Below are 24,533 nucleotides of genomic sequence, written 5' to 3' on the forward strand. Positions count from 1 at the left end.
CAAAAGTAAAAACCTGCAAAAATATAATGCAGAGTCAGATTCTTAATACGTAAAATGGGGGAACTTGTGTCACTAATCAATAGCGCAATATGCAATAAAAGGAGGAAATCTGGCTTTTTGAACACTTAATTTTTTGTCAAGAGCCAAACATGGAGTTTGGCTCAGATTATTTCTTATGAACGCAGCGAAAATATCGACTCTTTTAGCTGTGCGTTCAATGCCTCGTCTTTTAAGACACCTTGCTCACTGTCAAATACATCGTAGAAACTTGGTACAGACAAGCTTGATTTAACGTCCATTGCAAAAAATGGCGCAGAGCCTACTGCGCTACTTAAAACGCTTTTTGCGCCACCAGGGCCTGGAGACGTAGCTAATAATAACATTGGTTTGTTTTGGTATACTTTTTGGTTGATGCGAGAGGTCCAATCAAAAACATTTTTATAAGCAGCTGTGTATGACCCATTATGCTCTGCAAATGAAACGATTACTGCATCAGCTTCACCAATCTTTTTATAGAATGTTTGTGCTTGTGTTGGAATACCCTGATCATTTTCTTTATCTGAGCTGTATATTGGCATTTCGTAATCATTCAAATCTAGAACTTCTACATGTGCGCCTTCAACTAAAGAGGCGGCATAAGTTGCCAGTTGCTTATTAATGGATTGACGACTGCTCGTTGCTGCAAATACTAAAACTTTCATAATTCTCTCCTAATTTTTTGGGAATCGATGGCAAGTTGTGTTGTTACTCAAACAAACCAACTCGCTGTATTTATTTGTTGCATAGCAGTATAGATTAGGATTCAATATTAATTAATAGGTGAAAAGTAAAGATACTGTTTCCATATGACTAATAATAAAATTTTTGATGGCGTGCTTATTTTTACCCAAGTGATTAAAAGCGGTAGCTTTGCAGCTGCTGCTCAAGTTTTAGGGTTTTCAAACTCTCATGTGAGCAAAGAGGTGAACAAGCTAGAGGCCCGTTTAGGCGTTAGGCTGTTAAACCGTACTACAAGATCCATTGCGCTGACCCCAGAAGGGGAGTTGTATTACAGTTATTGCTTACAACTTGTAAACGATGCAAGTGATGCATTTGCGCTACTAACTCACAATGATAATGAACCAAAAGGTGAATTGAAGCTGAGCTGTCCACTAGGTATAAGTCAAAGCTACATTCAGCCAGTGATTGAGCAATATTTAAAACGTTACCCAAACGTAAAACTCAATTTAGACTTTAGTGACAAGCGAATTGACGTAATTGGTGATGGGTTTGATTTAGTTGTGCGAGCAGCTCCAGTACTTGAAGAGTCTAGTTTAATATGTAAACGACTTTTTTCTTGTTCTACTCATATTGTTGCCTCGACTGATTATATTGAACGCCATGGACGTCCACATCACCCTAAGGAGTTGGTCAATCATGATTGTATCTGTTATTCAAACCTAAAAGCACCAGATCGTTGGGAATTTATTGATGTGAAAGGCAAGCAATTTATTGTTAATGTAAGGGAAAAGATCAAATCGAACAACGGTAATATGCAAGCTAGTATGGCACAATCTGGATTGGGTATATGTCGCTTGCCTGAATTTTACATTACCGATGCTTTAAGTGCAGGTGAGTTACATGTGTTGTTTGAGCAGTTTCCACAGCCTCAGGTTCATGTTTACGCAATTTATCCCAGCAAAAAACACTTATCACCTAAAGTAAGGTGCTTTATTGACTTATTAAGTGAGCAACTAATTGACGAAGAACTAAATTCGCTAAATTAGATAAGTTCATATAGTGTTAATTCAGGTATTCAAAAAATAATTAGTACCAGAGTAGGAAGTATAATGGATAGCCCTTTTTTACAGAACATCATCTTCTTTTTTGCGGCAATAGACCCAGTAGGTACTATCCCAATTTTTCTAGCTGTATCAGCTCACCTTCGTCAACGAGAAAAGGTTTTTATGGCTATTCAAGCCACGCTTATATCGGCAGTTGTATTAGTCTTTTTTGTAATTGGCGGTGAGCTTATTCTTACGGCTTCTGCAATTCCTTTGTCGGCATTTCAAATTGCAGGGGGCAGCATCTTATTCATTTTTGCTTTAACAATGGTATTTGGCGATGCAAAACCTGAGTCTGAGCTAAAATCGCTGCAAGGGCATTCTCATTCATCGGTATTTCCGTTAGCTATTCCATCAATCGCAAGCCCCGGAGCAATGCTTGCTGCCGTTATTTTAACAGAAAAAGACCGCTTTAATATTCAAGAACAGTTAGTGACTACATTAAGCATGCTTGTGGTGTTAGGTATGACTTTAGCGCTCATGCTTATTTCATTGTTTTTTTCTAAGAAAATTGGTCCACAAGGCGCAGCAGTGATCAGCCGCGTTATGGGGATCATCGTTGCATCACTGGCAGTAACACACATATTGACTGGTATAAAAGCATTTTTTAATTTGGCATAAGCGATCAAATTAAAATTTATAGGTGTAAATGCTTAATATTTATTTATGCCATTAATCTAGCTTAATCATAAAACCTATCAAAGCGGTATTTCTTCTATCTGAGCCCTGTTTAGGCTATAGTAAAATATAACATATAAAGTCTATTGAGCTTCTACACGAATGTTTTTTATACTTTTTACTAAACTTAAGTAGGGTAACAAATAACACATGAAAGAAGATAAAAAGCTTAGCTCACTTGTGCATGAAGAGCTACCTCAAGAGCATGATGACCCGTTTATTAGTACACTGCATGTTATCATTCGTATCGCCATTAAAGCATTGGCTTTACTAATGGTGTTAATCATATTGTGGGGGGTTGCTGATGTTATATTCGTAATCTATCAAAAGCTGATGGCTCCACCAATGTTTTTGCTAAGTGTTAGCGACTTATTCCAAGTGTTTGGGGCATTCATGGTCGTTTTGATAGCTGTTGAAATATTTATTAACATCAGGCTGTATTTGGGTACCTCTATTTTGCCATTACAACTGGTGATTGCAACAGCCTTAATGGCGATTGCAAGAAAGGTGATCATACTTGATTTTGATACAACATCACCTGAATATGTATTTGGCATAGCTGGAGTTGTGTTTGCGCTTGGTTTATCCTACTGGCTTGTTGCTAAGAAATAGCCTGATGTTTTTACATAATTCTATGTAATCTATGTTTTTGTCGCTCGTTAATAAGAAATCGGCTATCATATGCAGTAATTCCCCCTCTAACTACTGCTTTTGTCCGATAACAAATGCAGCTATTACATTGAGAAAATCATGAAAAAGACTTTTGCCTTAACACATCCAAAGCTTAAGCCTGCACGTTTAGTCGATGCAATAAAACACGAAGTTAAAAAATACCTTCGTCGTGAACGCAACAAAACTTTACCTGTTGGCGCTGACTATTGGGACTTTGATTGTCGTTTTGGCGCAACTGAATCACAAGCAGACGTGATAGCAACGAAAGAAATTAATAAATGCATTGATGAAGCTGTAAAAGCAGAACTTGAATCATTTTATTTAGAAATTTTAGCTAAGCCCGGCGTTCGAACGTCATCGATTGATGAAGACTTAGAGTAGCATTTACTCTTATGTTCAAGCAGGGGTACATTTGAGTGTACTCCTGCAAATTTGATTTTTAAGTGATATTTTTATGCCGCTTAAATAATAAAGTAAACGATAAAGCAAGCCCTCCAATAGCCCCTATTAAATGCGCTTCTATCGCAACCCGAGAGTTAATCAGTTCACCCACCTCAACACTTGGCCCTTGTATTTGCTCCCATACCAGTTTTACCCAAATACCAATGAATAGAAGTACCCCAGAGCGCATACCTACTTGAATATCCTTAAGCGCACCCCAAACAATCACACCATGCAATAAGCCACTTAAGCCCGTATAAATTATGATATCTGGACACATTAGCCAAATTCCAATACCGGTCCATAAAGCTAAAAACAAAATATGCGCAATATATTCTTTTACACTGCGATGTTCGCCATGCAATAACCAAATAAATATCACGCCTAAAGCATTTAGTGCTAGGTGGGTCCAGTTACTATGCATAAATTGACCTGTGAAAACTCGCCACCATTGCTGTTGCACAACACTGCGATCAAATTCAAGCCAAGGGTTTGCATTTATTAGCATTAATAAGCTGCATAGTGAGATTAGTATCAACGGCGGAGCTAAATATTGTTTTTGTAGAGGTAAATCAATCATATTATCTATACATTATTTTTTGCATATTGTGCCTCTTTGCTTTTATCATGCCAATGATTTGAACAGATAAAAGTGAATATTATGAAATATGCCTATCCACTGATGGGAGTTTTACTATTCAGCGGCTGTACTTTGAACCAAAGTGCAGTTGAAACATCGCAAAAGCGCGAAACCAGAGAGCCAGAAGCCGCAACAGGGTTACAACAAAAGCAACAAGTTGTTAGTGAAAAGTTTATGGTAGCGGCTGCAAATCCTTATGCGTCAAAAGCTGGACAAAATATGCTAGCACAAGGCGGCAGCGCCATTGATGCGGCAATAGCGACTCAATTAGTGTTAACTTTGGTTGAACCACAGTCTTCGGGAATAGGCGGGGGAGCTTTTATCTTATTTTTTGATAAGAAGTTGAATCAGTTGGTCACCTTTGATGGTAGAGAGGTCGCACCAAGTGATGCAGATCATACGCTGTTTTTAAATGAGCAGGGTAAACCTGTACGCTGGATAGACGCGGTAGTAGGCGGACGTTCGGTAGGCGTACCGGGCATTTTGCATGCATTTAAACAAGCGCATGATAAATACGGCACACTACCTTGGCAAGAGCTGTTTCAACCGGCAATCAAGTTAGCGAGTGAAGGATTTATTGTGTCTAAACGACTTAATATGCTTCTTCATAAGCGCTTTAATCCAGGGCTTGAGAAATTATCCCCTGCAAAAGAGTACTTCTACCCAGGTGGAGTACCCTTGAAAGTTGGTACAATTAAGAAAAACCCTGATTTAGCCCGACTGTATACGCAAGTAGCACAACATGGCATTAACGCGTTTTATCAAGGTGAAAATGCAAAAGCAATAGCTGAAGCAGTTCAAAACTCTTCAATAGCGCCTGGCAAACTAACTCAATCAGATTTAGCAAATTATAAGAGTAAACAACGTGATGCAATTTGTATTGACTATCATAAGAATAAAGTTTGCTCGATGGCACCGCCAAGTAGTGGTGGTATTGCGGTATTACAAATTTTAAAACTATTGGAAGGAAAAAATCTGAGTCAGTACAGGGCAAACGACCCAAAAAGTTTGCATTTATTTACACAAGCCTCACGTTTGGCTTTTGCGGATAGAAATCATTATGTAGCTGACCCAGATTTTGTGGTTATACCCACAACAGAGCTACTTCAAAGCGACTACTTAGCAAAACGCGCTACGCTTATTACCGACAAAGATAATCACAATGTACCAGTAGGTAACCCAGCAAAAGGTGGATTAGCCTATGCAATGGACGATGGATATGAACTGCCCTCTACCTCTCATGTATCGATTGTAGATAGCGATGGTAATGCTGTATCCATGACCAGCTCGATTGAGATGGCATTTGGTTCAACGGTTATGGTAAATGGCTACCTTTTAAATAACCAGCTTACAGACTTCTCCTTGAGTCCAAAAAAAGAGGGCCTTTGGGTAGCTAATAGAGTTGAGCCAAACAAACGCCCGCGAAGCTCTATGGCACCGGTCATGGTATTTAACCAAGATGGTAGCCTGCGTTTGGTGGTAGGTTCACCAGGAGGTAGCCGTATTATAAATTATGTTGCACAAACTATTATTGGCGTTCTAGATTGGCAATTAACACCTCAAGAGGCTATTAATTTACCCAACATTACCAATAGAAATCATTATACAACTTTAGAAAAAGGTACTGATCTTGAGAGCTTTGTTCCGTTCTTCAAACAAAAAGGCCATAAAGTACAAGTAAGAGACTTGAACTCCGGAATACATGCAATTGAGATTAAAAATGGCAAGTTATTGGGTGGCGCTGATCCTCGAAGAGAAGGGGTTGTGTTAAGCGAAAACTAACAATAACCATAGGTTTGTAAACTAGATTAAGTTATAATGTACGGCCCAGTTTACGCACTTTTAAGTGTATTACTGGGCTTTGCATTGGTCTGATGTGCGCGAATTTCATTGAAATTTAACCACATTAGGCAATAATGAACTCTCAGCCTATAAAAATGTGTCAAAACTTGTAAATATGACTAAACAAACTGATCCAAACTATTTGTACATCCCTTATTCTGGTCCAAATCTTTTAGAAACGCCTTTACTAAACAAAGGCAGTGCCTTTAGCCAACTAGAACGTGAAAGTTTTAATTTAGCTGGTTTGCTTCCACCTCGTTATGAAACTATTGAAGAGCAAGTTGAACGTTGTTATCAGCAATACTCTAGTTTTAACGACAATTTAAACAAGCATATTTATCTTCGCGCTATTCAGGATAATAACGAAACGCTTTATTATCGTTTAGTGCGCGATCATTTAGAAGAAATGATGCCTATTATTTACACTCCGACAGTGGGTGATGCTTGCGAAAAGTTTTCAGATATTTACCGCAGCTCACGTGGCTTATTTATTTCTTATGAAGAACGTCACCAAATAGATGATATTCTTCGCAACGCAACCAAAGGCAAAGTAAAAGTTATCGTCGTAACTGATGGCGAGCGTATTTTAGGTTTAGGTGACCAAGGTATTGGTGGCATGGGCATTCCAATAGGCAAACTTTCTTTGTACACTGCATGTGGTGGAATCAGCCCTGCCTATACTCTGCCAGTAATGCTTGATGTGGGAACCAATAACGAGAAACTGCTAGCAGATCCTATGTATATGGGAGCTCGACACAAGCGAATTAGCCAAACAGAATATGACGAATTCTTAGAGCTATTTATAAACGCAGTTAAACGTCGTTGGCCTACAGTGTTATTACAATTTGAAGATTTTGCTCAACCTAACGCGATGCCATTACTAAAACGTTACCGAAATGAAATATGTAGCTTTAATGATGATATTCAAGGCACTGCTTCAGTCACGGTAGGCTCCTTATTGGCAGCGTGTCGTGTTAAAGGTGATAAGCTATCTCAGCAGAAAGTTGTATTTGTAGGTGCAGGTTCAGCAGGTTGTGGGATTGCAGAGCAGATTATCAGCCAAATGATTGCTGAAGGTATCTCTGATGAGCAAGCGCGTAATCAAGTTTACATGGTTGATCGTTTTGGCTTATTAACTGAAGGCATGGAAAACCTACGTGATTTCCAAGCTGCATTAGTACACAGTAAAGACGCGCTTAGTGACTGGTCATATAGTGGCGACTTTGCGTCGTTACTTGATGTGATGCACTGTGCTAAGCCAGATATTTTGATAGGTGTGTCAGGTCAACCCGGATTATTCACTGAGCAAGTTATTCGTGCAATGCACAATGGTTGTGAACGGCCAATAATTTTCCCATTAAGCAATCCATCTCGCCAAGTTGAAGCACACCCGAAGGATGTAATTGAGTGGACTGATGGGCATGCAATTGTAGCGACAGGTAGTCCGTTTGCACCCGTTGAATTTAACGGCTCTACATTCCCAATTCCACAATGCAACAACAGTTATATTTTCCCTGGCATTGGCCTTGGCGTAATTGCATCAAAAGCAACAAGTATTACAGATGCAATGCTTATGGTTTCAAGTGAAACATTAGCTCAGTCATCACCTTGGGCCAATACTGGTAAAGGTAGTTTATTACCTGCACTAGTAGAGATTGAACCTTTGAGCAAGCGAATTGCTTTTGCAGTCGCTAAAAAAGCAATGGAGGAGGGGGTTGCACTAGAAATGTCAGATGATGCAATATGGGCAGCCATTGAGAGAAACTACTGGTTACCAGAGTATCGCAACTACAAACGTTGTAGCATTTAAATAAACATTGAAGCCAGCAAAAATGAAAGCTGGCTTTTTTATATCTATACTTAAATTTGACCAAGGAGGCAAAGCATAATTTAAGCACTCGGAGTAAATATGAAGTATCTGATACTTATTGTCTATGTGTTTACAGTAAAGTGTCATGCGTTGGTTATTGACCTTGCATCTGACTATGACACATCAATAAGCTATGGGCCCACTGATGTAGCAATGACATTGCTTATCAAAGTACAAAATAAGTTAGATGGAAAGCTTATTTTTAATCATATTGCTGCTAGTAGAATAAGAGAGTGGAGAGAGCTTGATAGTCACCCATCAACTTGCCTTTACAATAAAGCTAAAACACCTCAAAGAGAACGCCAAGCCATATACGGCAAGTACCCTTTGATGGCATTCCCTGCTAATAGATTAATCATAAACGGTGAACTATCACTTCCTCAAACTCTTTCTATTGAAGACATTATTTCAAAGTATGGCTTGCAACTAGGCATCGCAAAAGGTCGCTCCTATGGAGAAGGGGTTGATAATATACTCGCACAAAAAAAACATCATATATTCTCAAACGAAGGTGCTAATAGCTCTATTAGACTAAGAAAAATGCTTTTACAAGGCAAGGTAGATGCAATTATTGAGTATGCGCCGGTATTTCAAAATGAGTATCCAAGCGAATCACAAAGTGGCGAAATAACGTTTCACAAAATTGCAGGTGCAAAAGAAGTTACTTTTGGTTACATAGTATGTGCTGACTCAGAAATAGGACACCAAGCAATTAAATTATTTGACGATGCGATGCGTGACCCTAAACTACAATCTGATATTGTAAAATCACATGAAGGATTATTCTTTGAACAAGAAAGCACCATCATCAGGCAAGCCTTATTAGATGAATTTCTTGTTCAGGAGTGATTAATAAAAATATGGTTCAATAGAATCATCAGTTAACAAAGGAATTCACTATGCGTGTTATAAGCTCATTAATAGCGTCATTATTTTGTGCAAGTTCAATCGCTTCATCATTACCTGATGATCCTCATCTTTATGTACAAGGGTTAGCTAAAATACAAGTACAACCTGACAGGGCAACTATCAGAGTTGCTATCAGTGAAAAAAACAAACAGTTAATAACAGCAAAAAATAACGTTGATGGTGTTATGGCCAAAGCAATAAAACTAGCTAAGCGATTTGACATAAAAAGTGATGATATTCACGCTGAACAGCTTAATGTTTATAGACAAACAAGATATAACCGTAATACTAATGAAGAAGTTTTTGAAGGGTTTAAAGTAACACGTAGCTTAACTCTGACATTAAAAAAAATACAAAGTTACCCCGAATTGCTTCAAGAGCTTGTTGATGCAGGCATAACAGAATTTAACAATACCGAATTTAGCGTGAGTAACCATGACGAATTAACTAATAAGCTAAAGCTAAAAGCGATAAAAGATGCAAAGTCAGCAGCCAAAGAGTTAGCTGCTGAATTTGAGGTACAAATCGATAAACTATATTCAGTGTCTTTTTCACCACTCAGCGTACCAACGGTGCCTTATTTAAGGCAGGCGTCAGCAATGACAATGATGGACTCAGAGTCTGGTAACTATAAAGAAGCGTACAACACAGGTGCCATTACGATTGATGCCAAAGTTTACGCTGTTTATCTCATTAAGTAATCCTCATTTTAACTGGGCACCAGTTTGGTGCCTATCGTCATTGTTCGTCTTTTAGTATACTTGTTGCTTTAGCCTTGATAAGTATTTGGGTTTACAGTGTATTATGAGTAGTAAAATATTTATTGTTGGATTACCTAGAACTGGTACGACGAGTATTTGCATTGCGTGTTTAAATTTTGGCTTCAAAACTGCTCATACAGCCTATACCAAACAGGCATTTCAAGATGCTCAGATAATCGCCGACACACCAGTATTTAATGATTATCATCTACTTGCCAGCGCTTTTCCAAATAGTCGTTTTATTTATCTAGAGCGAGACTTAGATCTTTGGTTACCCTCAATATCTCAGCTTTTATCACGTATGGCGATAAATTTATTACGTCATGATGGCGGGTTTAATGACACTATAAAACGCTGTTTTTTAAATACGTTTAATAACTTAACACCTAGCTTGGCAAGCGATTTTGATTATCTACAAAGCTGCTATATGAAACACAAACAAGACGCGGAAGCATTTTTTGTAAAACAGGGGGCTGATAATTTAACTCTCAACGTTGCCTCAAGTGATGCTTTAGAACAATTAAGTTGCTTTTTAAACACCACAGTTACAGACCCAATGCAAATGCCTTTTACCAATAAAGGCGGCAAAGTAACTGCTTGGAATAACATTCGCCACCCATTAAAAGTTGAATCAACAAGAAGCGGAAAAGTTGATAAAGACGCTTTGCTGCTAAATCAATTAGCAAAATCATAGAGCCCAAAGTGCACAGACTTTGCCTGTACACTTGAATACGATAGAATGCGAGTAATCGTAAGCGACCTGAGTACTCCACCATGTTTGAACTTAAATACCACACTCCATTTGAATGGACGCATAAAGTACTTGAAGACTTTGGCACATTTTTACAAGATCATGCCGCAGCCGAAAAGAAGGCGTCAGGTATGGCAATGTCTATGTTAAGTCATTATCCAGATAGAATTAAGTTAGTTAAAGCCATGGCTGACTTGGCAATAGAAGAAATGATTCATTTCAAGCAAGTGCTTAAGCTTCTCACTGAACGTGACATTATTTTAGGGAATGACCAAAAAGATCCATACGTTAAAAAAATTCGAGCACTGTTTAGAAATGGAAAAGACGAATTTTTAATTGACCGTTTATTAGTTGCTGCAGTAATAGAGGCACGCGGCCATGAACGTTTTTCTTTGGTAGCCGAGGCATTGCCACAGGGAAAAGAAAAGGACTTTTATGTTGCCATTGCAAAGTCAGAAGAAAAACATAAAAACTTATTTGTTGAGCTTGCTTATGAGTATTTCGATAAATCAACTATCGACGCACGTTTAGAGGAAATATTAATTGCTGAAGCACAGATCTGCAGTGAAATTCCGTTTACCGCAGCACTACATTAATATTATAAGTTAGTTTGAATGCTCAGTTTGGTATGTGACTGAATAGATACTCGCCAAACTGGTTAAAAAATAACAAACCACAGAAATAACTGAAAAAATAAGTTGACTCATTCTTAAAAATCTATATAGTTAGACACAGCTTAAAAGTAAGACCTTTATACACTCCATTTCGAAGCGTTATTATAAGTACCTCGTCCTGTAGTTTTTAAATATCATTTATTTTTTGTGCTATTCCGTCTGACTCTGATGATAGTCAGCATTTTAATTTTTTTAATTTACAGGATAGATATTATGTCTAACACAGTTACTGGTACCGTTAAGTGGTTTAATGAATCTAAAGGTTTTGGTTTTATCGCTCAAGAAAATGGCGCAGACGTATTTGCTCATTTCAGCGCAATCAAAGGCGATGGTTTCAAAACTCTTGCTGAAGGTCAACGCGTTGAGTTCACTCTAGCTACTGGCCAGAAAGGTCCTCAAGCAGAGAACATCGTTCCACTTTAATTTTAAATAATTAAGTGAAACAAAAAAGGGCAGCTATGGGCTGCCTTTTTTAATATTCAAAATTCAGAACGATATTCTTATATAACTCCCTCTCAGTACCATAAAGCTTAAATGACCATTACATTACTTATTACCATTAACTTAGGCTTTTTCATAAAGTGTTCAAGTTTTTAAATTCATCTTGTAGCTAAAGGGATTAGCAAGCAAATTTCTATAAATGCTAATTAATACAAGTTGTATTAAATAAATGAGCAAAAATTGCTATAGATCAAAGGTTTAGTAACCAGAGAAATTTCTGGTATGTCGTTATTCTGCAAGAGTTATTTTAACGCAGTTAATGAGTCGTTTAGCCAGCTAGAATGCTCCATGTTTTAATAATCTAAATATCGCTTAAGAAACTGAAATTAATGCCTGTTACAAGATCCTAATTTTTGCCCAAAAAAATTTGGAAAAGGTACGGACATGATTAAATTCTAATTCGTTGAGCGTTTTATCAGCAACCCTAAATTGAATGTATAGTCAATTTTTGCTTTGTAATTGGAGAACGAAAAGAATTCAAATTCTCCGTCGTTTCAGGCTGAGCAGTTGTGACTTATGTGGGTTGTGGTGATTCATCAGCCCTTTGGGCAGTGTCATTCGGGCATTTTTCTACATTATCACTTGACTTACATAGAATAACTAGCGAAGCAGGTTCTGCCTTGGGGAAACATCCGAATGACTGCGATAAAAACATACAGCAAAGATCAACACGCCTAATTATTTATAAAACTTATTTTAAACCAATATGATAGACATTTAATTTTTGCGTTGATTTAAAATACAAACTCTAGATTTAAGAAATAAAAGCTATTGACTTAAAAAAATAAGTCTGTATAGTTTGTCACAGCTTAAAAGTAAGACCTTTATACACTCCATTTCGAAGCGTTATTATAAGTACCTCGTCCTGTAGTTTTTAAATATCATTTATTTTTTGTGCTATTTCGTCTGACTCTGATGATAGTCAGCATTTTTAATTTTTAATTTACAGGATAGATATTATGTCTAACACAGTTACTGGTACCGTTAAGTGGTTTAATGAATCTAAAGGTTTTGGTTTTATCGCTCAAGAAAATGGCGCAGACGTATTTGCTCATTTCAGCGCAATCAAAGGCGATGGGTTCAAAACTCTTGCTGAAGGTCAACGCGTTGAATTCACTCTAGCTACTGGCCAGAAAGGTCCTCAAGCAGAGAACATCGTTGCACTTTAATTTTAAATAATTAAGTGAAACAAAAAAGGCAGCTTAAGCTGCCTTTTTTAATGTCTAAAATTTATCTTACAACTTAAACTTCGAAGTAGAATCTAAAAGGTTGTCAGACAACTTATGTAAGTTCTGAGCAACGTCACCAACCTGCTCCAATGATTTCATAGTCTGTTCAAATGAACTGTGCATATTCGATACATTATCTACAACCATAGCAGCTACAGAGGTTTGCTCTTCAGTTGCGGTTGCAATTTGTGAATTCATGCCATTAATAGCCAAAATTTGTTCAGAAATTAACTGAATAGAGTTACCCGTAGCTTCAGCCGCTTCAGCATTGTTGGTAGCCATATCCCTTGCGGTATTCATAGCATTAACAGAATCTGATGCAGCCACGGTAAGAATGTTGATAAGTTCACGTATTTCATTAGTCGACTTAGCTGTTCTTGATGCAAGCTCACGAACTTCATCAGCAACAACAGCAAAACCTCGACCTTGTTCGCCCGCTCTTGCGGCTTCTATTGCGGCATTTAAAGCAAGAAGGTTCGTTTGTTCAGCAATCGAAGTAATTACATTCAAAATTTGCGTTACATTTTGTGTATCATCGGCAAGTTTGTTAATTGTAACTGCAGCTTTATTTATCTCTTCACTTAAATCTTGAGATTGAGCAACTGAAACATTAATTTGTTTGAGGCTTTCATCTACCGCATTTTCTGCAAGTTCAGCAGCTTGGAATGCAGACGCTGCAGATTGTGAAATATCTCCTACACTCTGTTTCATTTCTTCCATAGAGTTTCTTACAACTTCAGCATCACTTGATTGCTGTTGTGTTGCACGTTCGGCAGACTCCATACCTTGTACTAAACGAGTTGAGTTCTCCATCAATGGTTCAACGACCGCAATTACGTCTTCGACAGTGCCGCGTAGCAAATTTACAAACGCATTAAAGTTTTTCGATACTTGGCCAATTTCATCGTTTGATGACACCGTAAGTTGTGAACTTAGAGAACCTTTTCCTTCAGCAAGTAAATATAAGTTGCTTGCAGCTTCACCCGCTGATGAGCTAATACCCCTAGCTATCATAACTGCTAACAAAATAACTAGCGCCAACGATACTACTGCAACTATAAACATCATTGTCAATGCATCATCTGCATTTGATTTAGTATTGTTGATCAGCTCTGAAAAGCGTTCGTTTGCACGCTTTTTATCATCATTAAGTGTTTCTAATACTTCTTCAAACAAATCACTTTTTTGCTTTGCTATTTGTGGTAACTTTGCAAAATCAGCAGTGCCATCGATCATACTAGATGCAATTTGTTTCGCAATTTTGCCATACGCTTGTAAATCTCTTACAGTAGTTGCAGTAGGGAAGTTGCTATTCAGTGTGGGGACTTGCTTTAAATTTTCAACTAACTTCTTTTGAATTGACGACGCTTTACTGATCAACTCCGCATCACCAAATGTGACCGACTGGGTATATGTCTCATCCAGAGTTTTCATCGCTGTGACATTTTCTGATGTTAAAATTAATAATTTATAGGTTTGGTTTTCTAGTTCATCTAATGAGCGTTGGTTCTCCAATAAAGACTTATAATTAATCATTACCAATACAATAAATGCTGCAACAGCAACTATGGTTATCGCATGGATTTTTTTTGAAATACTCATATTTTTAAAATGCAATAAATTCGACATATAACACCTTGTAACATAACAATGTGACAACCTAAGTTGTGTTGTTCCTTGCTTACCACCGCTTGAAGGGGGTAGCTATCGCTAAATGGCACTTTTCCCTAAATGTAAGCTTAGCTATATTCTAATTTTTATCAATAAAACTTTCTTTTTCGGAGGTTTAACTATACTTAGCCTGCCAATAACTCATAAATTAGGCGGAGCTATCTATGAAACTAAAAACGACTCTCTTGGTTGCTGCTCTCACAACGATGACAGCTCATGCAGAGATAAATATTTCAGGGTTTGCAAGTATAAATGGCGGTAAAGTGCTCAGTGGTACTGGGGCCCCCCAGTATGGTATAGAGCCTTCATTTCTTGCTGACTATCCAATTGTAAGTACATATACGGAGGATTTTTCCTTTTCACCTGAATCACTTATTGGGCTACAGGTCAGTGGCGACCTTGGTGATGGGCTAAGTGTTACAGGACAAATTGTTGCACGTGGTGCTAACGACTACGATGCAGAATTTGAATGGGCTTATATCTCTTATGACATCAATGATAATTGGACATTGCAAGCAGGTAAAAAGCGTTTGCCTCTGTTTTACTACTCAGATTTTTATGATGTTGGATATGCATATGTATGGATGCGGCCGCCGGCTGATAACTACACATGGCAAATATTTAACTATGAAGGTGTAAATTTACTGTATAACGGTTCGATAGGAGATTGGGGACTGTCCACAAATATTTACACTGGTAAAGAAGATGACGAAGAAAATATGCTGCTATCTGATTTCTTCTTTCGCTCACCTACAAGGGAGATTTGGGAAGATATTATCGGTGGTGTCGTTAATTTAAGTCATGATTGGTTAGAGATCCGCTTAACTCACATGCGTTATACAAACAAGCGTTTTGTTAATGGTGAGCCAACGATGTGGAATGGCCAAGATTCTAGAGATGGTAAATTCTACGGCTTAGCCGTTAACGCTGACTTTGGGAATGTATTTATATTAACTGAGTTAAACAAGTTAAAGCTAGACAGCGACTTTGACACATATATGGTTAGTATTGGCTACCGTTTTGATGAAATCACCCCTTACATCATGTATTCAAACTATGAGCAAGATGGCGAGGGTGATACAGAGAAACATGATACTACGGCAGTGGGTGTTCGTTGGAACTTTCATCCTTCGGCTGCATTTAAAATTCAATATGACCGCGTTAAAGATGATTCGTTTGACTTTGCCGTTGCAGGCGATAGTAAAGCACTCACATTTGGCGTAGACGTAGTATTTTAGGAGCTTAAGCGATGAAAAATTTAATTTACATAGCATTTATGCTGCTTTGCGCTCAGTCATATGCGGGTGTAGCAGTGATTGTTCACCCAAGTAATGCAAGTTCATTTGATGACTCAACCATTAAACGTATTTTTACTGGTAAAGAAAAGTCGTTTAGTAACGGTAATAAAGCCATTCCAATTGGACAAGAGGCTGGCAGTGCTGCCACTGAAGAGTTTAATAGTAAAGTATTAAACAAATCATCAGCTCAGTTAAAAGCGTACTGGTCTAAACTAATTTTCACTGGTAAAGGCACACCACCAAAAGAAGCGTCAAATGACGCTGAAGTGTTACAAACAGTATCAGGTAACCCAGATACGATTGGTTTTGTATCATCGAGTGCAGTTACAGGTGACGTTAAGGTTGTGAAAGAGTTTTAATATTAATTTAATGTAGAAATAACTCGCCAATATTGGCGAGTTATTTCTTTTGAAGGTTTTCACAGTACTGACTCACAAGTTAGTGTCGCAAATAATTTTAATTTAATTCAAGCAAACTCTATGAATGTAGATTAGACTGTCGTAGTGCAGAATATAAACAGGCGGCATTGTAGGCCTCTCTTTTTCTTTAACTAATCAGGATGAATTAGTTGCTAACTTTTTATTGCCAATGTGGAAATGTACTACACTTTCCAAACTCTCAATGTGTCAAATGTGATTCAATACTCGGTTTTTTACCAAACGCACAGAAGCTATGCGCATTTACAAAAACAGATGGAGACAGCTGGTTATCAGCATTCGATGGAAAGTACTATCGGCCTTGTAAAAACTATGTTGAACATCAAGTTTGCAACTGGATGATTGAATTACATGACAGCAATCAGTTGTGTTTATCATGTCGGCTTACTGAAACTATCCCAAATCTAAATGATTCAAACAATATTAAATTATGGTTTTCGCTGGAGCAAGCAAAACGACGGCTTTTATACACGGTTATTAAACTCAAACTACCGATAAAAAGTCGATCCGAAGATATAAATAACGGACTTGGCTTTGCATTTTTACAAGACCAAGTAGAAGATAGTTTTGGCAATGAACTAACAATAAAAGAATATGTTGTTACAGGTCATAGTAATGGTTTGATCACCATAAACCTAAACGAAGCAGATGCCGCTACTCGAGCAGAAATGCGTGAAAAAATGAATGAAAATTATAGGACATTAATAGGGCATTTTAGGCACGAGTCAGGGCATTACTATTGGGATAGGTTAATTGATAGAACCCCTCATATCACTGAGTTTAGAAACTTGTTTGGTGATGAGCGTCTCAGTTATCAAAATGAAATGCAAAATTATTATCAAAATGGACCAGTGCAAAATTGGCAGGACCAATATATAAGCGCCTATGCTTCGATGCACCCTTGGGAAGATTGGGCAGAAACTTGGGCTCATTATCTTCACATGGTTGATACACTTGAAACAGCAAACAACTTTGGTGTAGGCATTGCTGATAATACTATTTATAACCCGCTTGAATATGAAATTCAGCAAAGTGAATCAGATATTGAATCTGGATTTACTCGCTTATTTAATGATTGGTGCTCATTAACAAGAGTATTAAACGCACTTAACCGAAGTATGGGAATGGATGATGCTTATCCATTTGTAATTTCGGTTTCGGCGTTAAATAAACTTCGCTTTATTCACAATACTGTTAATCACTTCAACAACACCTCTAGCGATTAATATGGCTAGCATGATTGTGCTTTTAATTAAGGAAATTCGATGAGTATAAAGTGGGGCAGTTATAAAGTCGCACAGTTCCATGATGAACTTTTGCAAAAAGCTAATACACCGAGATACTGCGCACAAGCACTGTGCGAACACTTGCGCTCGTTCTCTGATAAAGATCTAATACAGTTAAAAGTGGCATCTGATACTGCCATTCATGTGATGGGCATTACATTTCGTGTTTATCATCAAGAAGAGGGGTCAATTGACCGCGCATGGCCTTTTGATTTGATACCTCGATTGATTGATAAAAAGGAATGGCAGTATGTTGAGCTTGGTTTAAAACAGCGTGTCAAAGCGCTCAACATGTTTATAAATGACCTTTATAACGAACAAAATATTATAAAAGATGGTGTTTTTCCCGCTCACTTATTAGAAAACTCAAAAAACTTCCTTAAAGAATGCAAGGGTGTAAAACCTAAACATGGAATTTGGGCACATATCTGTGGGTCTGATTTAGTAAGAGATCAACATGGCCAATTTTACGTTCTTGAAGACAATCTAAGAGTGCCTTCAGGGGTATCATACATGCTTGAAAATAGACATGTAATGAAAAGAGTCCTTCCTGAAATGTTTGAACAGTACAATATATTGCCTGTTGATGATTATCCTTCTCAGTTGTACGATATGTTAGTACAAATGTCGCCAAGGGAAGTGAATGACCCCGAAATAGTGGTTTTAACCCCTGGTATTTATAATTCTGCATATTTTGAACACTCCTATCTTGCACAGCAGATGGGCGCTGAGCTTGTTCAAGGCTCTGATTTGGTAGTAGAAGATGATGATTGCGTTTACATGAGAACGATTAATGGCTTAGCACGTGTTGATGTGATTTATCGACGCATTGATGATTTATTTATAGACCCTGAGGTTTTTAGTCCTGACTCTATGCTTGGCGTACCTGGCATTATGCGCGCTTGGAAGGCAGGTAATGTTGCATTAGCTAATGCACCAGGTTCTGGTGTGGCTGATGATAAAGTCGTTTATGCGTATGTCCCACAAATTATAGAATACTACTTAAATGAGACTGCTCTCATCCCCAATGTGCCAACCTACAAGTGCCTTGATGAAAAAGAGCGAGAGTATGTACTTGAACACATTGCCGAGATGGTTGTTAAACCTGCAAATGAGTCTGGCGGCTACGGTATGTTAATAGGGCCTCATAGTAGTGAAGTTGAACATGATAAATTTCGACAACGCATCAAAGATGACCCTAGGAACTATGTTGCCCAGCCTATGCTTATTTTATCAACAGCGCCAACGATGGTTGGCACCAAGGCCCAACCTAGGCACTTAGATTTAAGGCCTTTTATTCTCTCTGGTCGAGATATAAATGTAACACCCGGAGGACTTACACGGGTTGCCTTGGTTGAAGGGTCAACCGTTGTTAACTCTTCGCAAGGTGGTGGCAGTAAAGATACCTGGATTGTTGATATGGAGCACAAATAACATGCTTTCAAGGGTTGCAAACAGCATATATTGGATGATCCGATATTTAGAAAGAGCAGAAAATACAGCACGTGTCATTAATGTTAATTCGCACTTATTATTAGACCTGCCAGGTAGTGTTGAGCTAGGGTGGGAGCCAATAATAGATATTTTGTCTTCTAGAGATTTATTTTATGAAAAATACCAACAAGCAAATGAAGAAAACGTTATACAGTTCATGCTTGTTGACCAAAAAAATATGGGGTCTATTGTAAGCTCTCTGATCTTCGCTAGAGAAAATGCACGAACAGTCAAAGAGATTATCCCACGAGAAGCGTGGGAGCAAATAAACAACCTCTATCTTGATGTTGTAACAAACCAAGCTGAAGGTTTTTCACGGCGTACGAGATATTCATTTTTAGCGCGAATTATACTCGCAAATCAAACAATAGTAGGGCTTTTAGCTGGGACAATGAGTCATGACGAAGCCTATGATTTTATGAAAATAGGTAGAAACCTTGAACGAGCTGATATGTCCACACGCTTAATAGATGTTCGCTCAGCCTCATTATTGGAAAACGTTGACGAAGAACTCACTAGTTTTAAGAACATTCAATGGATGAGTGTACTAAAATCTATGACGGCTTATCAGATGTATAGGCGACAAGTCAGAATGCGCGTCACACGTGAAGATGTGTTAAATTTTCTATTGTTAGATAAACGATTTCCTCGGTCATTATTACATACGTTTGATCAAATAGAGCATGCTGTGAGCTTATTACCAAACAACACTGTGTGCTTAGAGGAAATAGGAAATGCAAAGACATATTTAATAAGCACTAACCCCTCAACATTATTGCAAGATAAGCTACATGACTTCATCGATGTTGTGCAATTAAATCTAGCTGAAATCGACAACAAAGTTGCTCAAACATATTTTTAAATGTATTTGCGAAAAGAATTTAGCTCAACCTAAGCTGATAAAACACCGTTAAAAAACGGATAACTATCAGAATAGGTCTGAGCTAGTACAAAATATGGTCTTAACACCAAGCGATTTTGTCGTATCTTAATTAGTCCACCCTGAAACCAGTTTAATTCTTTGAATTACTTGAAGGGTTAAACGATCTTACTATCTTGAAATTGCAAATTTTTTAAATCACACAATCAAAGGCAAAAGCGCCAAGCCTACGAATTTGGTGTTAAAGCAAGTGTCACGACGACGTTAAAGGAACAATTTGTTGTGTGCTGTCACGCTGTGCATGGCAACCCTTATGACGGTGACACACTTTGGGAAACACTGAGAATAGTAGAAAACGTCACAGACAAAAGGCCCTATAGTTGTTTTGTAGATAGAGGTTATCGAGGACATAGTGCAGCGCGGTACGATGTATATGTAGCAGAATAAAAGCGCGCAGTCACCCCATCCATCTAGAAAAAACTCAAGCGACGCAATGCGATAGAGCCAGTCATAAGGCACATGAAACAAGATGGTCACTTGGGGTTGAATCGTTTAATTAAAAGGAAAGTTGGGTGATAGGTTGAATGTAGTGCTGGCAGGAGTGGGATAAAACTGTCATAAAATTATAGCTAGTTTTACGTTTGGATTTTATATCAGCTTCTTACAACAGCGGGTCAAAATCATCGTCAATACAATAAGCACAAAAGATATGGATTGCGGTCGGTCTGAGTGAAAATAGTTCAAAAAAGCCTGAGCACAAAAACGTTAACATTCAGAATCGACTAATTATTAGTACATTTTGGTAGGATAGGCCAACAAATAATACGAGGCGGGCAGAACGAGGCGGCGCTTTGGTTTGCTTTTTTAAGTGACTGTCCTTCAGGCTTTCAGACTCTAATACAGGGATAGCTAGCAATATGACTAAAATTATCGAGACGAGTACTAAAAGACTCCGGCTTCGCCAGTGGAATCCTGACGATTTAGAGGCATTTTTCGCAATGTCTTCAGACTCCCAAGTAATGAAGTTTTTTCTCATACTTTAAGTTGTGAGGAAAGTGATGTTACTGCTAAAAAATGTCAGTCGTTAATTGAAGAAAACGGTTGGGGAGTTTGGGCTGTCGAACTCATTGAGTCAAAAGAGTTTATTGGAATTGTAGGGTTATACCATCCGACTGTGAAACTACTATGTACCCCATGTTAAGAAATCTATTGGCGACTTGCGCGTCAATATTGGGAGTATGGATATGCCACAGAAGCAGCTAATGCTGCTATGAAAATAGGATTTGAGGAGTTAAATCTCAAAGAAATCTTCTCTTTTTTTGTTGTTGATAACTATCCTTCACGCGCCCTTATGCAAAGACTGAATATGGTTAACACAGGTGAAACTTTTTTACTCCCTGATGTTCCCAGTCCAGAGCGCTTGCGGGAACATTGTATTTATAAAATCTCCCAAATAGATTGGATTAAAAGTGTGACTAAACCCACATTAGCTGGTTCATAGTCAATAGGTAATACGGTTTTATTTAACGGCGTTAGTAGTCAATTTTATTTTCAATTAAAAAGCCTTTTACTTCGTCTGTCATATGGCTGTTAAAGTCACTTACAGCAAGCACATATTGGTGCATTACGACGTAATCTCTAATAGAAATATCACCCTGTTTATAAAATTTTTTAAATAGCTGTTGTGGCTTTTTGGTGTTACTGGATTAGGGGTTTTATTAGCGGTAGCTTTTAACAAGCTCTTTAGGTTTATCTATTTGTGTTACTTAAGAATGAAGTGAACAGCGTAAGTTGTTAAAGCGGTATAGCCTAGGTGGTTATACCGCATGTCAACCAGTTATAAATTTACCTTATTTAATCGTAAATATTTGAGACGCCGTATTAGTGTCAAACTGCCATTGGTAAATTTGCGGAGATGTTAGGGGGTCATACACCCAAATAGCGGCCGTCAATTCTATATTTTGATAGGGCAGTTCAATCATTGTATTTAGTCCATCTTGCGTAAGTGGGCCTTGGTAATAGCAATCTGAATAGCTTATCTCTTGAGCGGTGGCTTTACATACATTGATATAAGCACGTTGCATGACTAAATTACTTGCAACTTGAATATTTACTTGTACATTTGTTTCTAGGTTAAAGTTAGGTGCAATGCTCAAGTTAGCTAATGATATTGAGCTTTGATTTTCGCTATTATTGTCATCTTGAGCTGCGCTCGAAGGTGCTGTCGCTTCATTACTTATTTGGGTATTTTGAACTTGGCTCTGACCTTGTTCACTGCCACCACCGCATGCACTTAAGGTTGATAACATAATGATTGAGATAGTTAGTGATTTCATAATCGTCTCCTAATAGCTGACTAAGCTTTCATCACTGGGGGTGAGAAACCAAGCGGTGTTTTCTGCGCCACGAGATTCAGCAAAAGATGCTAACTGTGGATAAGCTTGCAATATATCTGTGTGTTCTATCGGATGGCGCCATTGTGTACCAACCTTTATAGCAAAGGGTAAACCGCTACTCGTTTGATAGAAGCCGTTGCTAGATGAGGCATCATCTGCTTGATTTAGATAGCTTGGGTCAAATGCTTCAGTGGGTGCTTGGTTTTTTAGATGCACTTCCCAGCCTCTGGCGTTGGCTACACTCACAAGTGGGCCATGGTCAAAACCATTTACGCCAAAGATAAACGGATCAAGGTTGCTAAAACCAACGTTATTGGGTGATTGGGCTTCGTTAAAAGGTAAAGTAATAGAAAATGAAATGCTCTCTTGTGATTGACAGTGGCGCTCAGTTCTAAAGTACTTACACCCAGACAGCACAGGGGCTACTGCCTTGGTGTCTGCAAATAAAATTAAAATTGCTTCATTGCGACCGTTTTCAAGTGGTGAGTTTGTATGCAGTTGCCCGTTGATTTCGTATCGAATTAAAGCTTGATTTACCGATGAAGCTGCAATATTTTGAAATCTAAATGCAAAACCATTACGGTGACTTGCACCAATTGCTTTGAGTGAACCATCAATTTTATAGCGTTTAAGTTGCTCACCAATCTTACTCATTTGTACCTTGTATGTTACGACTACATCATTGAAATCATAGTCACCTTGCTCGGGCCAAAAATCCTCAAATGCAATTGTCATCCAATCTGTTGATACGGTTGCGATACCGCTATTACTCACTGTAATGGCATAGTCTTCAACTTCTCCATTAGCCACACCCCCTGTGAATGAAATACCTGGTTGATCAGATAGTCTAAACCTTGCCCATGTTGTGCCATCGGCTGCATTTTCAGGTACGGCTAACAATAACCGGTTTTGTCCTGTTGAAGTGGCGTAATCTTGGACTACACGTTCATTGTTATCAAAAGTACCGCTTTGATCCCAATCAATCCAAGCATTCAAATACCCAGAACGTGATGAGTTGGCGAGTATGAGCGTATCTAAGCCAATTTCAAACCCAGTCACGAAATCAATGCCGTCATCTTCATCATTGTCTTTAGGTTGATATTCTGGTGTAACTTGAGTACCGAGAAACAAGTCGCCGGTTTCATGACGAGGTCCATTATCAGCTAATTTTGTTAAATAGCTATTTGGTGCATCACCAAAGTCGATATAAGCGGGTTCTGAATCATCAATAATGGGAGCTATCGCACAACGAGCGCCGTCGTTGCTAGATGAGTCAGGCCCATAAGCAAATAATTGATTGTTTGAAGGGTTATCAAGGTTAATTAAAAAGACGTTGCCATCGCTATTGCGGCTGATGTAAAAGTTGCCATCAACATCAAAATATACGGCACCAAATGTGCCGGTAATGCCAGTATTGCCTAGAGCGGATGATGTGCCATTCAACACATCAATGCGATGTAATACACCGTTTTTATCTACTGAGTAAGCAAAATCTTCGTCAGGATGAAATGCTAAATCAAAAATTTGCAGATTTAACTTTGCGCCATCAACCACACGGTTTGCATTAAGATAGTCTTCGTTGCTTGGGTCTAGGCTTACTTTGTATAGGCCAAAGCTCGCACCGCGGCGATATGCATAGTAATGATTTGTTTGCACAGAGACATCACCAACATAAAAACTAGTCTTGGCAAATCCGCTTACGGAAAGTGATTCAAGTTGATAGTCTTTACCGATTTTGGCCAAATTACCGCTTTCATAATCCCAGCCATATAGGTAGCGATCATGAACACTAAAGCCGACAGCATTAACTTTATTATTGGTCCCCATGTCATTTGCTAATGTGTTGTAACTTCCTGATACCAAGTTAACGCCATAAACCGTGGCGGTATTACCTTGGATTAAAAAAGCTTTGGATGGACAGGTATCAAAAGGAGTGGCAAATGAAGCTACACTCCATAGAACAGAACTTAATAGGTAAGCTTTCATGCTGTAACCCCTAAAGTGAATAGACAGCATAATCCTGCAATACAAAGGCCAAGTTTAAGCTTTTGATTTGTATGTAAATTAATTTATTCTGTGTTAGCTGAATTAATTTGCGTTGCAAATTGCTAAAGGAACTGCCAAGTCTACGATTGTACCTAATCTTGTGCACTACTGACAAAGTAGCCTTGCTGTATGAATGATTGTGCTGTTAGGAGACTGACAGTATTAGGGTCTGTTGATCTTTGCTGTGTGTTTTTGCAGCAGTCATTCGGGTATTTTGGCAAGGCAGAACCTGTG

23 protein-coding genes and 1 pseudogene are annotated in these 24,533 nt (G+C 38.3%); 19 read left to right on the forward strand and 5 right to left on the reverse strand.

The window, feature by feature from the left end; all coding sequences use genetic code 11:
• Window positions 1–173: 173 nt before the first annotated feature.
• A complete protein-coding gene (locus SANK73390_RS21440; RefSeq protein WP_462768340.1) occupies window positions 174–701 on the reverse strand; it encodes an NADPH-dependent FMN reductase in 528 nt (175 codons plus the stop codon).
• 144 nt (window positions 702–845) lie between these two features.
• On the opposite strand from SANK73390_RS21440, the gene SANK73390_RS21445 reads away from it, so the two are divergent.
• The 4 genes from SANK73390_RS21445 to SANK73390_RS21460 all read left to right on the forward strand — a co-directional run bounded on the left by SANK73390_RS21445 (window position 846) and on the right by SANK73390_RS21460 (window position 3,554).
• Window positions 846–1,766: a LysR family transcriptional regulator gene (locus SANK73390_RS21445; protein WP_462768341.1), complete on the forward strand. Its 921-nt coding sequence runs from the start codon at window positions 846–848 to the stop codon at window positions 1,764–1,766.
• Window positions 1,767–1,829: 63 nt separating this feature from the next.
• Window positions 1,830–2,444: a MarC family protein gene (locus tag SANK73390_RS21450; protein ID WP_462768342.1), complete on the forward strand. Its 615-nt coding sequence runs from the start codon at window positions 1,830–1,832 to the stop codon at window positions 2,442–2,444.
• 207 nt (window positions 2,445–2,651) lie between these two features.
• Window positions 2,652–3,113 carry a phosphate-starvation-inducible PsiE family protein gene (locus tag SANK73390_RS21455; protein WP_462768343.1) on the forward strand — a complete coding sequence of 154 codons (462 nt, stop codon included), beginning with the start codon at window positions 2,652–2,654 and terminating at the stop codon, window positions 3,111–3,113.
• 138 nt (window positions 3,114–3,251) lie between these two features.
• A complete protein-coding gene (locus tag SANK73390_RS21460) occupies window positions 3,252–3,554 on the forward strand; it encodes a DUF6172 family protein (protein WP_462768344.1) in 303 nt (100 codons plus the stop codon).
• A gap of 58 nt (window positions 3,555–3,612) precedes the next feature.
• Here SANK73390_RS21460 and rrtA read toward each other — a convergent pair whose 3' ends face one another.
• Window positions 3,613–4,194 (reverse strand): rhombosortase, encoded by a 582-nt coding sequence (gene rrtA / locus SANK73390_RS21465; RefSeq protein ID WP_462768345.1) that lies wholly within the window; start codon window positions 4,192–4,194, stop codon window positions 3,613–3,615.
• 81 nt (window positions 4,195–4,275) lie between these two features.
• Between rrtA and ggt the strand changes: the two genes are divergently transcribed.
• The 8 genes from ggt (at window position 4,276) to SANK73390_RS21505 (ending at window position 12,731) form a co-directional block, all read left to right on the forward strand.
• On the forward strand, window positions 4,276–6,036 hold the full coding sequence (gene ggt / locus SANK73390_RS21470; protein WP_462768346.1) for a gamma-glutamyltransferase: 1,761 nt from the start codon (window positions 4,276–4,278) through the stop codon (window positions 6,034–6,036).
• Window positions 6,037–6,211: 175 nt separating this feature from the next.
• Window positions 6,212–7,906, forward strand: coding sequence for an NAD-dependent malic enzyme (locus SANK73390_RS21475; RefSeq protein WP_462768347.1), 1,695 nt, complete (start codon window positions 6,212–6,214; stop codon window positions 7,904–7,906).
• Between the two features lie 99 nt (window positions 7,907–8,005).
• Complete coding sequence (locus SANK73390_RS21480; protein ID WP_462768348.1) at window positions 8,006–8,815, forward strand: ABC transporter substrate-binding protein; 810 nt, start codon at window positions 8,006–8,008, stop codon at window positions 8,813–8,815.
• Between the two features lie 50 nt (window positions 8,816–8,865).
• Window positions 8,866–9,576: an SIMPL domain-containing protein gene (locus tag SANK73390_RS21485; protein WP_462768349.1), complete on the forward strand. Its 711-nt coding sequence runs from the start codon at window positions 8,866–8,868 to the stop codon at window positions 9,574–9,576.
• 103 nt (window positions 9,577–9,679) lie between these two features.
• Window positions 9,680–10,330, forward strand: coding sequence for a sulfotransferase (locus tag SANK73390_RS21490; RefSeq protein WP_462768350.1), 651 nt, complete (start codon window positions 9,680–9,682; stop codon window positions 10,328–10,330).
• Window positions 10,331–10,410: 80 nt separating this feature from the next.
• Entirely contained in the window at window positions 10,411–10,983 is a 573-nt protein-coding gene (locus tag SANK73390_RS21495) for a MiaE family protein (RefSeq protein ID WP_261593872.1), read from the forward strand.
• A gap of 291 nt (window positions 10,984–11,274) precedes the next feature.
• The gene (locus SANK73390_RS21500; protein ID WP_261627035.1) at window positions 11,275–11,484 is read left to right on the forward strand and encodes a cold-shock protein; all 210 of its coding nucleotides are present in this window, start codon (window positions 11,275–11,277) and stop codon (window positions 11,482–11,484) included.
• 1,037 nt (window positions 11,485–12,521) lie between these two features.
• Window positions 12,522–12,731: a cold-shock protein gene (locus SANK73390_RS21505; RefSeq protein WP_261593871.1), complete on the forward strand. Its 210-nt coding sequence runs from the start codon at window positions 12,522–12,524 to the stop codon at window positions 12,729–12,731.
• Window positions 12,732–12,797: 66 nt separating this feature from the next.
• Here SANK73390_RS21505 and SANK73390_RS21510 read toward each other — a convergent pair whose 3' ends face one another.
• Window positions 12,798–14,420 carry a methyl-accepting chemotaxis protein gene (locus SANK73390_RS21510; RefSeq protein WP_462768351.1) on the reverse strand — a complete coding sequence of 541 codons (1,623 nt, stop codon included), beginning with the start codon at window positions 14,418–14,420 and terminating at the stop codon, window positions 12,798–12,800.
• 206 nt (window positions 14,421–14,626) lie between these two features.
• Here SANK73390_RS21510 and SANK73390_RS21515 point away from each other — a divergent pair, with 206 nt between their 5' ends.
• From SANK73390_RS21515 to SANK73390_RS21545, 7 genes and pseudogenes are all read left to right on the forward strand, one after another.
• The gene (locus tag SANK73390_RS21515) at window positions 14,627–15,700 is read left to right on the forward strand and encodes a porin (protein WP_462768352.1); all 1,074 of its coding nucleotides are present in this window, start codon (window positions 14,627–14,629) and stop codon (window positions 15,698–15,700) included.
• A gap of 11 nt (window positions 15,701–15,711) precedes the next feature.
• Window positions 15,712–16,119, forward strand: a complete 408-nt coding sequence (locus tag SANK73390_RS21520; protein WP_261593867.1) for a type 2 periplasmic-binding domain-containing protein — start codon at window positions 15,712–15,714, stop codon at window positions 16,117–16,119.
• A 209-nt stretch (window positions 16,120–16,328) separates the two neighbouring features.
• On the forward strand, window positions 16,329–17,423 hold the full coding sequence (locus SANK73390_RS21525; protein WP_462768353.1) for a zinc-binding metallopeptidase family protein: 1,095 nt from the start codon (window positions 16,329–16,331) through the stop codon (window positions 17,421–17,423).
• A gap of 39 nt (window positions 17,424–17,462) precedes the next feature.
• Window positions 17,463–18,917, forward strand: a complete 1,455-nt coding sequence (locus SANK73390_RS21530; protein ID WP_462768354.1) for a circularly permuted type 2 ATP-grasp protein — start codon at window positions 17,463–17,465, stop codon at window positions 18,915–18,917.
• Window position 18,918: 1 nt separating this feature from the next.
• A complete protein-coding gene (locus SANK73390_RS21535) occupies window positions 18,919–19,839 on the forward strand; it encodes an alpha-E domain-containing protein (RefSeq protein ID WP_462768355.1) in 921 nt (306 codons plus the stop codon).
• Window positions 19,840–20,079: 240 nt separating this feature from the next.
• Window positions 20,080–20,304 (forward strand): annotated as a pseudogene (locus SANK73390_RS21540) (transposase); the annotation flags it as partial.
• Window positions 20,305–21,061: 757 nt separating this feature from the next.
• Window positions 21,062–21,358 carry a GNAT family N-acetyltransferase gene (locus tag SANK73390_RS21545; RefSeq protein WP_462768357.1) on the forward strand — a complete coding sequence of 99 codons (297 nt, stop codon included), beginning with the start codon at window positions 21,062–21,064 and terminating at the stop codon, window positions 21,356–21,358.
• Between the two features lie 349 nt (window positions 21,359–21,707).
• On the opposite strand, the gene SANK73390_RS21550 is transcribed toward SANK73390_RS21545, so the two are convergent.
• Window positions 21,708–22,193 (reverse strand): hypothetical protein, encoded by a 486-nt coding sequence (locus SANK73390_RS21550; protein ID WP_261592953.1) that lies wholly within the window; start codon window positions 22,191–22,193, stop codon window positions 21,708–21,710.
• Between the two features lie 9 nt (window positions 22,194–22,202).
• Window positions 22,203–24,239 carry an LruC domain-containing protein gene (locus SANK73390_RS21555; RefSeq protein ID WP_462768356.1) on the reverse strand — a complete coding sequence of 679 codons (2,037 nt, stop codon included), beginning with the start codon at window positions 24,237–24,239 and terminating at the stop codon, window positions 22,203–22,205.
• Window positions 24,240–24,533: the final 294 nt, after the last annotated feature.

It is taken from the genome of Pseudoalteromonas sp. SANK 73390 (assembly GCF_054966645.1).